Below are 12,645 nucleotides of genomic sequence, written 5' to 3'. Positions count from 1 at the left end.
CCCCGCCTCCCCCGCCGACGTGATGCTCCCCGACTTCCCACCCCCGGGGACCGCCACCGAGCGGGTTCCACCACTGTCGTACGACGGATCCGCGACTGCCGATGGTCGGTGGAGCAGGTCCGCGGGCTGGGGAGCCGGCGGCCCGGGAACTCGACGTGGCGGCCGTGGCCAGGCGTCGCTGAGACCGGGCAGGCGCATCATGGGAGCATCGGGGTGCGACTCTCGTCAGGGCTGACGGCGGACCTGGTGACCGAAAGCATCGGTGGTGCGCATGAGTCAGGACCGGCCAGTCCGGCCAATGGACACCGTCGGTTTCGATGCCTTCGACTCCACGCCCATGGCCGTCGTCATCACCTACGGGCCCGAGCACCGGATCGCCTACAGCAACGCGGCCTACCGCAGACTGTTCGGCGACCGCCCCCTGCACACACCGGTGCGCGAGGTGTTCCCCGAGCTGGCCCGGACCTCGTACTTCGAGCTCTTGGACCAAGTGCTGGCCACGGGCCGTGGCGAGGTGCTCACGGCTGCCCCCACCGGTCTGCCGGGGGCAGGCGGCGAGGAGACGCCGAGATACATCACCTGCAGCGTGTCGCGGCTGACGTCGGCCGACGGCACCCAGGGCCTCCTCGGACTGTGCGTGGAGGTCACAGACCAGGTGACCGCCGCGGAACGGATCCGCGTCCTGTCCGAAGAACGCCGACGCGCCCTGCTGCGGTACGCCAGCCTGGTCACCGCGGGCTCGCAGGTGATCTGGGTGATGGCCGCCCAGGGCGGGGTCATCGAGCGGAGCCCCGGCTGGGAGCAGGTGACGGGGCAGAGGTGGGAGGAGTACCGGGGCGACGGCTGGGCGGAGGTGATCCACCCCGCTGACCGGGAGCGCGTCGTGCGGGACTGGTACCGGGCCCTGGCCGAGGTGCCGCCGCGGTTCACCACCTCCTACCGGGTGTGCACGGTGGACGGGAGCTACCGGCACGTCGCCGTCGAGGCCGCGCCGGTCATCGACGGTGACGAGGTGCTGGAGTGGGTGGGCACCTGCAGGGACGTCGAGCAGGAGTGGCAGGAGACACGCCGCGAGGAGCTTCTGGCCCGCGCCAGTGCCGCCACCGCCGGGATCGTACGGCTGGAGGAGATGCTCGTCGCGCTCACCCATGTGGTCGTGCCCGACGTGGCCGACAGCTGCGCTGTCTACCTCTTCCCCCAGGCGCTGCCGCACCCCGACGGCATCCGGTCGGCCGAACGCGTCGCCGCCACCACCCGGCCGGACCTGCCGGAGCTGCCGCCGCACCGCGAGGAGCACCTGCACCCCGGCAGCCCCCTGGCACGCGCCGTCGAGCAGCGCACCCCGCTCCACGCCGTCTTCCCGCCCGGCTCACCCCCGTCCGAACTCGGCTCGCCGGGTACGGAGCCGTGGCTGCCGCCCGGAGCGAACAGCGTGATCCTGCTGCCCGTCGTCGTCGAAGGCACCGTCGCGGCCCTGGTGACGGCCTCCGCGAGCGGAAGCCGCCCACCGCTGGGCCAGCCCGAGACCGAACTCCTGGGGCTTCTCCTGGAACAGGCCCACGAACCACTCAGCAGCGCCCTGGAGTACCAGCGCACCAAGCAGGTGGCCCTCGCCCTCCAGCGCAGCCTGCTCCCCGACCCACCGGACCCGCCCGACCTGGACCTCGCGGTGCGCTATCGCCCGAGCAACGCCGCTGCCGAGGTCGGCGGGGACTGGTACGACTCCTTCGAACTGGCCGACAGAACCCTGGTGCTCAGCATCGGAGACGTCACCGGGCACGACCTGCCCGCAGCGGTCACCATGAGCCAGCTGCGCAACATGCTGCGCGGGCTCGCCCTGGACCGCCAGGAAGCCACCGGCGACGTCCTGTGCCGTCTGGACCGCTCGGTGCAGGCCCTCTACCTGGAGTGCACCGCGACCTGCATCCTGGGCCGGGTGGAACGAGAGGCCACCGGCCTGTTCACGTTCCACTACTCCGTGGCCGGGCACCCGCCACCGCTGCTGGTGGAGGCCGACGGCACCGCGCGCTTCCTGACCGCGGCCCACGCCCCGCTGCTCGGCCTCGTTCCGGAACCCCACTACGACAGCGCGGTCGAAACACTGCCCGGCGGTTCCACGCTGCTGCTGTACACCGACGGACTCGTCGAGCGCCGCGACGAGGACATCGACGTCAGCCTGGAACGACTGCGCAGCCACGCCTCCGACACGGTCCGGCTGCCGCTGGGTGCCTTCTGCGACGCACTCCTGACCACGGTCCCCACCGCCGACAGCGACGACGACGTGGCCATCGTGGCCCTGCGAGTGCCCCAGGTTCCGTGACCGGCCCTGCCACGGGTATCCGCAGTCGTCGAGGACATGGGAGAGACAGCGGTCGAGGCCGGGCTCCGCCCGGCCTTTGTTCCTTTGGTGACCATCACGTGCGGGTTGTCGGTCCGCCGGCCGTCGCGATGGTCAAGGCATCGCTGCAGCACTGTCCCAGGAGGCGGGGTCCAGCGGCACGAGGTGGGTCGTTTGCCGAGCCGGACCGTCTGGGCCACCGGGTTCACGTCGCAGATCCGCAGCAGGCGGATACCCGAGCCGTGGCCTGAGGAGGAGCCTCGTCGGCGCGACGCTCCGTCGTCAGGGGTGCGGGACCACGGCCACCGGACAGCCGGCGTGGTGGAGGGCGGCGTGGGCGACGGAACCGATGCGGGTCCCTACCGGGGCGCGGCGCGCACGGCGGCCCACCACCAGAAGCCCGGCCTGCGAGGCGGCCGACAGCAGGACCTGCCCCGGGCTTCCGATCTCGACATGCTCTGTCACCGGTACGGCAGGGAACCGCTCACGCCAAGGCCTGAGCGCCTCCTGAAGCGCCTTCTCCTCGAACGGCACGAGCCCTCCCGCCTCGTCGGCGAGCCTCATCGAGCCCGGGCTGTAGCCGAAGACCGGCGGCAGGCTCCAGGCCCGCACCGCGCGAACGGAGGCACCGCGTGCGGCAGCGGCTTCGAAGGCGAAGCGCAGCACCGGCTCGCTGTCCTCCGGCGTACCCTGCTGGCCCACGACGATTTCACCTGTGTCGGCCCGGGGCATCTCCTTGTCCCGGGTGCGTACCGACACGACGGGTTTCGTCGCTGCGGCGATCACCTGCTGGCCGTACGAACCGAGAAGGAAGCCGATCAGCGCGCCGTGCCCCCGTGAACCGATCACCAGCATGTCGGACCTCTCCGTCTCACCCAGGAGAGCGGAGACAGGCACGTCCGGCACGACTGCTCCAGTGACGGAAAGCCCTGGGTACCGGCCGAGCACGTGCGTCTCGGTCTCATGCAGGATTCCGCAGGCGGACAGGGCCTGCGCTTCCCGGTCCTGGACGACGGGTACGTCCAGGGGCTGCCAGAGCCAGGCATGCACGATGCGGAGCGGGATCCCACGGAGCACGGCTTCACGTGCTGCCCAGTCGGCTGCCGCCAGGCTCTCCGGTGATCCGTCCACACCGACCGATATCGCGCGGGCCATGAGGTGCCTCCGTACGGTTTCCACGGGCACGGCCGGACAAGCCCGCCCTCTGTCCGTTCAGCATCCGGGAGCGATGCGCGGTGCGCGAGGGCCGATCGGCCCTGCATCACGGACGCACGGGCCGATGGCCGCTGCGAGGGAGGGCACGAGCGCCTCGGGGACGGCAGGCGGCCGCACGGTCCCCGTCCATGGGCCGGCCGGCCCATGCGTTCGCCAACCGGCAGAGCGACTCCGGTCGAAGACCCGTCATTGCACACCGCCAAGAGGAAGGGCGACGTCATGAAGGCGCTCGTGTTCCAAGGTCCTGGACAGACGTCCTGGCAGGACGTTCCCGGCCGCGGGATCAAGGACGCCGACGACGCGGTGATACGCGTCGACGCGGTCACCGGCTGCGGCACTGACCTGCACATCGTCAAAGGCGACGTTCCGGAGGTGAGCCCGGGCACGGTCCTGGCCATGAGGCCGTGGGTGACCGGGGCGGCCATGCCTCGGTCCTGCTTCAGCATCGGCCGGCAGCCTGCGGGACCGGTGACGTACGGACCGGTCGCCGTACTCGTCAGGTGATGACCAGCACGTCGGACACGGGCCTGCGAAGGGTTGCGGAAGCCTCAGGGCCGTAACCGAGGCGGATCATCATCTGCGCGTACCCCGTGGCGGATTCCGGATCGCGCAGCGCCCAGCGCAACTCCGGCCATTCCATTGCCTGCGAGTTGAGCGAAGTGGCGAGGTCGTCCTGCGTCGCCCGCAGCAGTACGCGCTCCATGGCCTGACCCGCGCGGAGCCAGTCCTCCCTCGTGTCCACACGCGTGCCGAGAACCGCCAGACAGGGCGACTGTTCGAACACAGCGGATCCGCGGCCCTCCACGCGTCGGCCCCGGGCGAAGTCACGTACCGGAGCCCGGCCGTCGTAGCGACGGGGCCCCAGGGCGTGAACCGGGATCCCTTCGGGCCTTGCACTGTCCGTGACCGCGGTCCATCGGGCGATCTCCTCCCGCACGGCAGGGGAGAGTTCCTCCGCGTGCTCGGCGTCCCGGACGAGATCGAGCACGGCCTGGGCCTGCCAGTCGCCCGGCAGGTCGAGCCGTGCCCCTTCGGACAGCGCAGCACCGCGCAGTCCGTCGAGCAGAGCATCGGGAACGGCCTCATCGCTGAAGGGTTCCCTGCTGGTGTGCCGCCTGCCAATTGCCGGATACAGGTCGGCGATGTCGTCCCGCCCGGTGTTGGGGACAAAGGTGATCACGGCGAGGGCGTCCGTGTCCCTGGCGTCCGGCAGCAGTCTGACCTGCGGTTCCCAGCCCGCGTGCGCCGCTGCGACCCGGAGGTTGAACAATGCGGCACCGCACCCGAGGTGCAGCCCGCGTGCGGAGGGGTCCGTGTGCGGCATCCCGCGACCGGGGTCGATACGCATCGACAGCACGCCGTCGGCCTCCGCGTAGCGGAACCGCCAGGGCTGTGCGTTGTGCATGGACGGTGCCCTGGTGGCGTCGGCGATCCACGAGGTCAGCGATGTCGAATCAGGTGTACGGACAGGCATTGCGGCCACCTCCGGGAATGCGGTCACCTTCAGGGTTGCCGGTGAGGGAGCGAAGAGGGGGGGCCAAGGGGGGCATCACCGGGGCCGAACGGCCCTGGGCCCGGGGTTCAGGGCCCGACGCCGCGGTCAGGAGGTCGGGGGCCGTATCGACGAGCGGGTCTCCGGGCTCCTGTGGCGCCTGCTGCCCGGGTGCCCGGTGACCGTTGGCGAGAGCGGTTGCACTCCGCCGTCGCACAGCGCAATGAAGCTCAGTCGCCACAGCGGCCCCAGAATTCGAGGCGGCGACCAATCCGCTTCGCCCAGGGCTCCGAATGCCCCTGTGAGCCGCTGCTTTGGCTGCGGTCGGACGTAGCAGCCAAAGCAGCGGTGGCACCAGTGCTCCATCGCCAACGGCCCGCTCCCATGGGGGCCTCGATGAAGGGAATGAGCAGCGTGATAAGCCGTCGCATCTCACGGACGATTGCACTCGCCGCATTGCCGGCCGCCCTTGCACTCGGCCCGGCAGGCCACGCGTTGGCCGCCGAGAACCAGAGCTACCAGATCGACCTGCAGCAGCTGAACGACTCGGGTGCCTCCGGCACGGCCATGGTCAGCCTGGAGGGGACCGAGCTCACGGTGAAGATCGAGGCCGAGGGCCTGGTGCCCGGCGCCCCGCACGCCCAGCACATCCACGGCTCGACGAAGGGCAAGAACTTCCACTGCCCTGACGCGAGCGCCGACAAGAGCGGTGACGGCATCGTCTCCACCGTCGAGGGCTTGCCCGACTACGGGGACATCAACATCTCGCTGACCACCAAGGGCGATACGAGCAAGGAGAGCGGCCTTGCCGTCGACCGGATGCCAACCGCGGACAAGAGCGGGAAGCTCTCCTACGAGCGCACCATCACGGTCTCCCGGGCGGTCGCGGATCACTTCAAGAACCTGCACATCGTCCAGCACGGTATCGACGTCAACGACAACGGCACGTACGACATGGACGCCGGCAAGAGCGAACTCGACCCCAAGCTTCCGTTGGAGGCCACCGCGCCCGCCAACTGCGGCATGGTCCACGGTGCTTCTATCGGCGAAATGCCCGAAGGCGGGGTCGAAACCGGCACCGGACCGGTCGACAACGGGACGTCCACCCAGCTCATGGCCCTCGGCGGCACGGGCCTGCTCGCCGCTGCGGCCGCAGCGACGATCGCAAGGCGGCGCCAGGGCAACGGGCACTGAGGATCGTCGTGAACCGTGATCCCTCCCCCCGACGGCTTCTGGCCGGCGGACGCCGCGGCATCCTGACGGCCGCCGGGGGGCTTGCCGCGCTGTCGCTCCTCCTGCTGGCCGTGGGGGGACTGCTGCGACACGAGTCCATGTCCGTACCGGCCGCGCCGGCCCCGCCGACGGCCACGGCCGGCGAAACGGAGGCTCATGAGCAGGCCGCGGGCCGAGATCCACACCGTCCAGATCCTCAGGACGGCTCGGCCGTCACCCCGCTGGGGCGGTCGGTTCCAGTCAGCGTGGCCGTACCGTCCCTCGAGATCACCTCCTCGCTGGAGAAGCTCGGCCGAGACCGTACCGGGGCCATGGAAACACCGAAGAACACCGACCTGGCCGGGTGGTACGCACCGGGCCCCAGTCCCGGTGAGCAAGGTCCTGCGGTCATCGCTGGACACGTCACCTGGAACGGTGAGCCATCGGTCTTCCACCGCCTTGGCGAACTTCGGTCGGGCGACGCCCTTCACGTCACCCGGACCGATGGCACCACGGTGATGTTCACCGTGGACCGAGTCGAGCAGTACCCGAAGAACGAATTCCCCACGGTGGAGGTGTACCGCAATCTCGACCATGCCGGTCTGCGTCTGATCACCTGCGGGGGCGACTACTCCACCCAGGACCGCCGCTACACCGACAACGTGGTCGTGTACGCGTCCCTGTCCAGGGTCGTCCTTTGAGTCGCCTCAGTCAGCAGGGGCCGAACGGCCCTTCGAACCCAACGAGGGCTGGATGTCCCTCCGCTGTGCCCTATCGGCCTCTCCTCCCAGCGCGATGGCAGTGCGACGGTTGCCGTAGGTAAGGATTCGGCACCAGCACAAGCAGGTGAAGACCATGTGGTTGCCCTTGGTTGTGGGAGTGGATGGAGCCTCGTATGCCTCGGCCGCCTGAGGACGTTGTCGTGAAACGATCGGTCAGTCGCTCAGGATGCGCTCCCACAGCAGCCCGTCCTGCCAGCTCCCGTCGAGGAAGATTGATGAGTGCGCGACGCCGTAGGGGCTGAACCCGTTGCGGCGCAGCACCCGTTGCGAGACCGGCCAGCCTATGTGAGCCGCAGGAGCCGGGACTTGTTCTGGACTTTCCGGTCGCCTGGCGATGGCGGCCTTCGGGCCCCGCCGCTACGGCGGGGGCCGTCGTCGTCAGGCCTCTCCGCGCAAAGAGGCTCTCGCAGCGTCGATGAAGCGCAGGCGTGTGAACGTGAGGTCGTGGCGGAAGTAGGCCCGCGCGGCGCTCAGAGTCTCGGCGTCGTAAGGGGAGCCTGCCTCCTCGGCGGCCAGAAACTCCATCACCTTGTCCCGGCCCACGGAGACGGTGAGGTGCAGGTGCTCGCCCGCCATGGTCACTGCGGCGGGTGCCTCCACTTCGAGCACGGCGACGTGAGTGGTCATCGTCGCATCGTCGGTGCCGGTGATGATGTCGCGTGCGTTGCTGTAGCGCCCGCTGTCAATCTCTTCGTAAGCCTCCTCGATCCGCCGGGCGTAGAGGTTCGCCCCGGCGAGGAAGTTGGAGTAGGCGGTCTGCAGGAGCTCCCGCAGCCACTGCCGGTGCTGGGCGGCGACCTGAGTGTCCACCTGGTAGCGGGCACCGTGGGCTGCGTGGCGTGCGGCGGCGACGGCGCCGGCCGCGCCGATCCCCGCGCCGCATAGTGCCGCCGCGGCCGCGATGATGCCGATGGCCGGCTCGCTGCTCATGGAAGACCCCCCGTCCCGGTGCCACTGGTCGGGCACCGGGGTGCATTCTGCCGTGCGCCGGCCGGTGCGTGGGTATCGCCGCTGCCTTCCTGGGAAGCGTTGATGTCGTGTCGCGGAGGTTCGATCCGCCCGCCACATGCACCTGTCACGCGTGCGCCGTCCGGACGCCAGGGCCCGCATCTTGATGCGCGCCCGGCTCTCCTGCGCCGAGACGGCCTGGTCGAACGGACTGATGACCTCGTCCAGCACATCGGCGGCCGACTGCGAGAGCAGCGTCAAAAGGATCGGGTGCCTGCGCTGCGGCTCACGCCGGTCCAGCGACTGCGCGGTCAGCCGACGACCGACCGCCGCCAGAAACCGGCGCCGCACCAAAGCCAGCTACGCGGCGCGGGCCTGGAGCCCTGTTCCTGCAAGCACTTCATGCGGGCGTGTGTCGAACGGGGGACCGGGTGGGCCGGCAGGGACCGGCGGCGGTGGAGCACCAGGTCGGCGGTACCGTCGAAGGCGATCCGGTGTTTGCCGCCGAGCAGCAGGGTGCCCTGCTCGCGTACCCGGTCGACGCGCTCGTCGGTCCGGTCGGTGTCCACGGTGGCCGGGTCCTCGCCTTCCAGGCCGAGGACGACGGCCTTGTCGGAGCCGTGGCCGTGCCGGGTGGCCCCGAGCGAGCCGAAGAGTTCCGCCCGTACCCGCTGCACGGAGTCCAGCAGGCCTTCATGGTCCAGGAGTTCGGTGAACCGGCGGGCCGCCCGCATCGGCCCCACCGTGTGCGAGGAGGAGGGGCCGATGCCGGCGGAGTACAGGTCGAAGACGCTCAGCGCCATCAGAGTGCCCCCAGGGCCTGGAACTCGCGCATCGCGTCCAGCAGCCGCCGCGCCAGGTGGTCGGCGAACGAGGCGCGGGGCAGCAGCCGGTAGACGGGTTCGTCGTCGATCTGCCAGAGCAGCACCGGGACGGGTCCGACCGTGGTGGCGACCGCCTGGCCGGGGCCGAAGGACCGGGGGTGCAGGTCCAGCGGGCAGCCCTTCTCGAGCACGTGGCGGGCGGCCTGGCCGCCGAGTTCCAGCGTGGTCCGGTTGGCGGAGACGTCCACGGCCGAGCCCGGCTCCGCGGCGAGCGCACCGGTGAGCTCCGCGACCAGGCCGGGGGCGTCGGTCCGGGAGACGACGAGCCACTCGTCGGGGCCGAGCCACAGCGCCTTGTGCGGTCCGTGGCCGGAGGTCACGCCGCAGTGCTCCGGCAGTGGTGATCCCAGTACGGAGCTGATGCGGCGCGCGGCCGGCGAGGCGGGGTCGACCCGCAGGCTCACCATGGTGATGAACGGCCTTTCACACAGGGTGAGTCGGCGGGCGGCACCCGACGAGGCGGCGTTCATACGGTCGGGCAAGTGGGCGAGCGGGCTGCGGCGCAGCGTTGCCGGGCCGGCGGTGGTCGGGTCAGCCATCACGCCTGCTCCCTTCGGGGTCGTAGAGCACGGGGTCGGCCACCAGGACCGGGACGAGGGCGTTGCCGACCGGCGCGAGGAGGGTGTCGCCGATACGGTCCCGGCCGCCCGCGACGAGGGCGAGCGCGAAGGGCCGGCCGAGGGCGGGGCTGTGATAGCTGGAGGTGACGTGGCCGAGCATGGAAACGGGGCCGGCTTCGGGGGTGACGGGGACCCCGGGGGCGATGATCTGGGTGCCTTCCGGCAGCCGGGTCGTGCGGTCCTCGGGCAGGAGTCCGACCAGGTGTTTGCGGTCGGGTCGGGCGGTGTCGGGCCGGGCGTGGGAGCGCCTGCCGATGAAGTCCTTCTTCCGGGAGACCGCCCAGCCCATACCGGCGTCCTGCGGCGTCACGGTGCCGTCGGTGTCCTGGCCGACGATGACGTAGCCCTTCTCGGCCCGCAGCACGTGCATGGTCTCGGTCCCGTACGGGGTGATGCCGTACGGGAGGCCCGCGGCATGGACCTGCTCCCACACGGCCAGGCCGTACCAGGCGGAGACGTTGATCTCGTAGGCGAGCTCGCCGGAGAAGGAGATGCGGCAGATCCGGGCCGGGATCCCGGAGGCGAGAACGGTCTCGTGGAAGGCCATGAAGCCGAACGTCTCCGCCGAGAGGTCCAGGTCGGGTGCCAGCTGGGCGACGACGGCCCGTGAGCGGGGTCCGGCGACCGCGACGGTCGCCCACTGTTCGGTGACCGAGGTGCATCGCGCGTCGAGGTCGGGCCACTCGGTCTGCAGCCACTCCTCGAGCCAGTCCAGCACTCCGGCGGCGCCGCTCGTGGTGGTGGTCATGAAGTAGCGGTCCTCGGCGAGCCGGAGGGTCACCCCGTCGTCGAGAATCATCCCGTCGGCCTTGCACATCACGCCGTAGCGTGCGGAGCCGACGGGCAGCTTCTTGAAGGCGTTGGTGTAGACGCGGTTCAGGAACTCGCCCGCGTCGGTGCCCCAGATCTCGATCTTGCCGAGGGTCGAGGCGTCCATGACGCCGACGCTCTCGCGCACGGCGCGGCACTCGCGTGCCACCGCGGCGTCCATGTCCTCTCCCGGCAGGGGGTAGTACCACGGCCGCTTCCACTGGCCGACGTTCTCGAACTCGGCGCTGTGGGCGACGTGCCAGGGGTGGATGGATGTGGTGCGCTCGGGGTCGAACAGGTCGCCGCGGTCACGGCCGGCCAGGGCGGCGAACGCGACGGGCCGGTAGGGGGCGCGGTAGGAGGTGGTGCCGATGTCGCCTGGCGATGCCTGGTCGCCCAGTGCGGCGGCGATGACGCCGATGGCGTTGATCCCGGAGGTCTTGCCCTGGTCGTTTCCGGTGCCGATGGAGGTGTAGCGCTTGACGTGTTCGACGCTGCGCATACCGGCACCGGTGGCCCGCCACACACCGGCGACGGTCTCGTCGCGCTGGAGGTCGACGAAGTGGCTGTCCCAGTCTGCCGGTTCCCCGGTGAGGCCGGGCACCAGCCACAACGGGCGCACCGGCCCGGGTCCGGGTCCCGGGTCCTGGGCCGGCGTCACCCGCAGCACGGCCTCCGGCGTTTCGAACCCCGCCGCTTCGGCGGCGCGGATGCCCGCGAGCGCCCCTTCGGTCAGGCAGTCGGCGAGGTCGTACGTTCCGCCGGCGGCCCCGGCGGTCCGCAGGCCGCGTACGGTGCCGTCCGGTACGAAGGCGGCGAGGGCGTCGTCCCAGCGCAGGGAGCCCTGGCGCTGGCTGTGCAGGTGCACGACCGGGCTCCAGCCGCCGGAGACGGCGAGCAGGTCGCAGTGCAGGGATTCGGTGGCGCCGGTGAGCCGTCCCTCGTCGTCCAGGGCGCTGACAGTGACGCCGGTGAGGCGGGGGGCACCCTCGGTGCCCACGACGGCGCTGCCGGTCAAGACCCTCAACCGGGTTGCGTCGGCGACCTCGGCGGCCCGCAGGGAGAGTTCCGGTCGGGCGTCGACGACGGCTGCGACCTCGATGCCGTTCGCGTGGAGGTCGGCCACCGTGTCGTAGGCGCTGTCGTTGGTGGTGGCGACGACGGCTCGCGAGCCGGGGGCTACGGCGTACCTGTTGACGTAGTCGCGGACCGCCGAGGCGAGCATGATTCCGGGCCGGTCGTTGTCCTCGAAGACCAGTGGCCTTTCATGGGCGCCGGTCGCCACGACGACCTGACGGGCGCGGATGTGCCACAGGCGCTGGCGGGACAGGTGCTCGGGGGCGGCGGCGCCGAGGTGGTCGGTGCGCCGTTCCAGGGCCAGGACGTAGTTGTCGTCGTAGCAGCCGAAGGCGGTGGTGCGGCGCAGCAGGACGGTCTCGGGCGCGGACTCGAGTTCCGCGGTGGCGGACACGACCCAGTCGGCGGCGCTGCGTTCGGCCACGTTCCTGGTGTCGTCGGGGCGGGCCGCCCCCGGCGGGCACGACAGGAGCGCGCCGCCCGGTTCCGGCTGGTCGTCCACGACGATCACCCGGGCACCGGTGCGTGAGGCGGCGACGGCGGCCGCGAGTCCTGCCGGGCCGGCCCCGACGACGAGGACGTCGGTGTGCGCGTACTTCTTGTCGTACTCGGCCGGGTCGGGTGTGGGATCGAGGCGGCCGAGTCCGGAGAGGGTCTCCGCCGCCAGTCCGTCGTACAGTTCCACCGTGGTCGCGGGAAGCATCGACTCGGCGCACGGTCCGGCGATGCGCACCAGCGCGTTGGGCTCCTCGGGGCCGGCGGTCACGATGCCGCGGGGGCGGCCGCGGTAGAGGGACGGGCCGACCTCGACGAGACCTGACGCGAGCATCGCCGAGGCGAGGGTGTCGCCTCGGTGCCCTGTCATCTCCCGTCCGTCGACGGTGAAGCGCAGCGGGGTACGGCGGTCGATGCGGCCGCCGCGCGGCAGTCGGTGGGGCTGCTCGTTCATCGGTTCGCTCCGGGCTGTGCGGGGTGGTCGCCGGTGTCGGGCCGGGGTTCGTCAAGCCGGTAGACGGCGAGCACCTGGTGGGTGGCGGTGTCCCGGACGGCGTTGAACCAGCGGCGGCAGCCGGTGCTGTGGACCCACCGCTCGGCGAAGGGGCCCTGGGGGTTGTCGCGGTAGAACACGTACTGCGCCCATTCGTGGTCGTTCATGTCGCCGGCGTCGGCGGGGAAGGGGACGTGGGCCTGGCCCCCGTAGTGGTATTCGGTCTCGTCGCGCGGGCCGCACCACGGGCAGGTGATCAGCAGCACGGGTCGCCTCCTC

Annotated in this window: 10 protein-coding genes and 2 pseudogenes; 4 read left to right on the top strand and 8 right to left on the bottom strand. The window is 71.1% G+C overall.

All coding sequences use genetic code 11. The features are described from left to right. Positions 1 to 298: 298 nt before the first annotated feature. Complete coding sequence (locus ACFYV1_RS02930) at positions 299 to 2,320, top strand: SpoIIE family protein phosphatase (protein WP_389393560.1); 2,022 nt, start codon at positions 299 to 301, stop codon at positions 2,318 to 2,320. Between the two features lie 300 nt (positions 2,321 to 2,620). On the opposite strand, the gene ACFYV1_RS02925 is transcribed toward ACFYV1_RS02930, so the two are convergent. Continuing rightward, on the bottom strand, positions 2,621 to 3,493 hold the full coding sequence (locus ACFYV1_RS02925) for a universal stress protein (RefSeq protein WP_389393559.1): 873 nt from the start codon (positions 3,491 to 3,493) through the stop codon (positions 2,621 to 2,623). 279 nt (positions 3,494 to 3,772) lie between these two features. On the opposite strand from ACFYV1_RS02925, the pseudogene ACFYV1_RS02920 reads away from it, so the two are divergent. Then, positions 3,773 to 3,966 (top strand): annotated as a pseudogene (locus ACFYV1_RS02920) (alcohol dehydrogenase catalytic domain-containing protein); the annotation flags it as partial. 83 nt (positions 3,967 to 4,049) lie between these two features. On the opposite strand, the gene ACFYV1_RS02915 reads toward ACFYV1_RS02920, so the two are convergent. After that, the gene (locus ACFYV1_RS02915; RefSeq protein ID WP_389393558.1) at positions 4,050 to 5,027 is read right to left on the bottom strand and encodes an Acg family FMN-binding oxidoreductase; all 978 of its coding nucleotides are present in this window, start codon (positions 5,025 to 5,027) and stop codon (positions 4,050 to 4,052) included. 423 nt (positions 5,028 to 5,450) lie between these two features. Here ACFYV1_RS02915 and ACFYV1_RS02910 point away from each other — a divergent pair, with 423 nt between their 5' ends. Both ACFYV1_RS02910 and ACFYV1_RS02905 read left to right on the top strand, forming a co-directional pair. Further along, the gene (locus ACFYV1_RS02910; RefSeq protein WP_389393557.1) at positions 5,451 to 6,239 is read left to right on the top strand and encodes a CHRD domain-containing protein; all 789 of its coding nucleotides are present in this window, start codon (positions 5,451 to 5,453) and stop codon (positions 6,237 to 6,239) included. 8 nt (positions 6,240 to 6,247) lie between these two features. After that, positions 6,248 to 6,958: a class F sortase gene (locus tag ACFYV1_RS02905; RefSeq protein WP_389393556.1), complete on the top strand. Its 711-nt coding sequence runs from the start codon at positions 6,248 to 6,250 to the stop codon at positions 6,956 to 6,958. 234 nt (positions 6,959 to 7,192) lie between these two features. Here the strand turns inward: ACFYV1_RS02905 and ACFYV1_RS02900 are convergent. The 6 genes and pseudogenes from ACFYV1_RS02900 to ACFYV1_RS02875 all read right to left on the bottom strand — a co-directional run. Continuing rightward, positions 7,193 to 7,309, bottom strand: a pseudogene (locus tag ACFYV1_RS02900) (GNAT family N-acetyltransferase); the annotation flags it as partial. 108 nt (positions 7,310 to 7,417) lie between these two features. Next, the gene (locus ACFYV1_RS02895; RefSeq protein ID WP_389393555.1) at positions 7,418 to 7,969 is read right to left on the bottom strand and encodes a hypothetical protein; all 552 of its coding nucleotides are present in this window, start codon (positions 7,967 to 7,969) and stop codon (positions 7,418 to 7,420) included. Between the two features lie 329 nt (positions 7,970 to 8,298). Beyond that, positions 8,299 to 8,790, bottom strand: a complete 492-nt coding sequence (locus ACFYV1_RS02890) for a serine dehydratase beta chain (RefSeq protein ID WP_389393554.1) — start codon at positions 8,788 to 8,790, stop codon at positions 8,299 to 8,301. Next, a complete protein-coding gene (locus ACFYV1_RS02885; protein WP_389393553.1) occupies positions 8,790 to 9,410 on the bottom strand; it encodes a sarcosine oxidase subunit gamma in 621 nt (206 codons plus the stop codon). Before ACFYV1_RS02885 ends, ACFYV1_RS02890 begins: the two co-directional genes overlap by 1 nt. Continuing rightward, on the bottom strand, positions 9,403 to 12,327 hold the full coding sequence (locus tag ACFYV1_RS02880; protein ID WP_389393552.1) for a sarcosine oxidase subunit alpha family protein: 2,925 nt from the start codon (positions 12,325 to 12,327) through the stop codon (positions 9,403 to 9,405). The genes ACFYV1_RS02885 and ACFYV1_RS02880 overlap by 8 nt, the downstream gene beginning before the upstream one ends. Then, positions 12,324 to 12,632, bottom strand: a complete 309-nt coding sequence (locus ACFYV1_RS02875; protein WP_389393551.1) for a sarcosine oxidase subunit delta — start codon at positions 12,630 to 12,632, stop codon at positions 12,324 to 12,326. Before ACFYV1_RS02875 ends, ACFYV1_RS02880 begins: the two co-directional genes overlap by 4 nt. Between the last annotated feature and the right edge of the window lie 13 nt (positions 12,633 to 12,645).

The organism is Streptomyces sp. NPDC003023 (assembly GCF_042888225.1).
Taxonomy (GTDB): domain Bacteria; phylum Actinomycetota; class Actinomycetes; order Streptomycetales; family Streptomycetaceae; genus Streptomyces.
The sequence above is the reverse complement of the archived record's forward strand: the minus strand, read 5'-3'. Positions and strand labels throughout refer to the sequence as shown.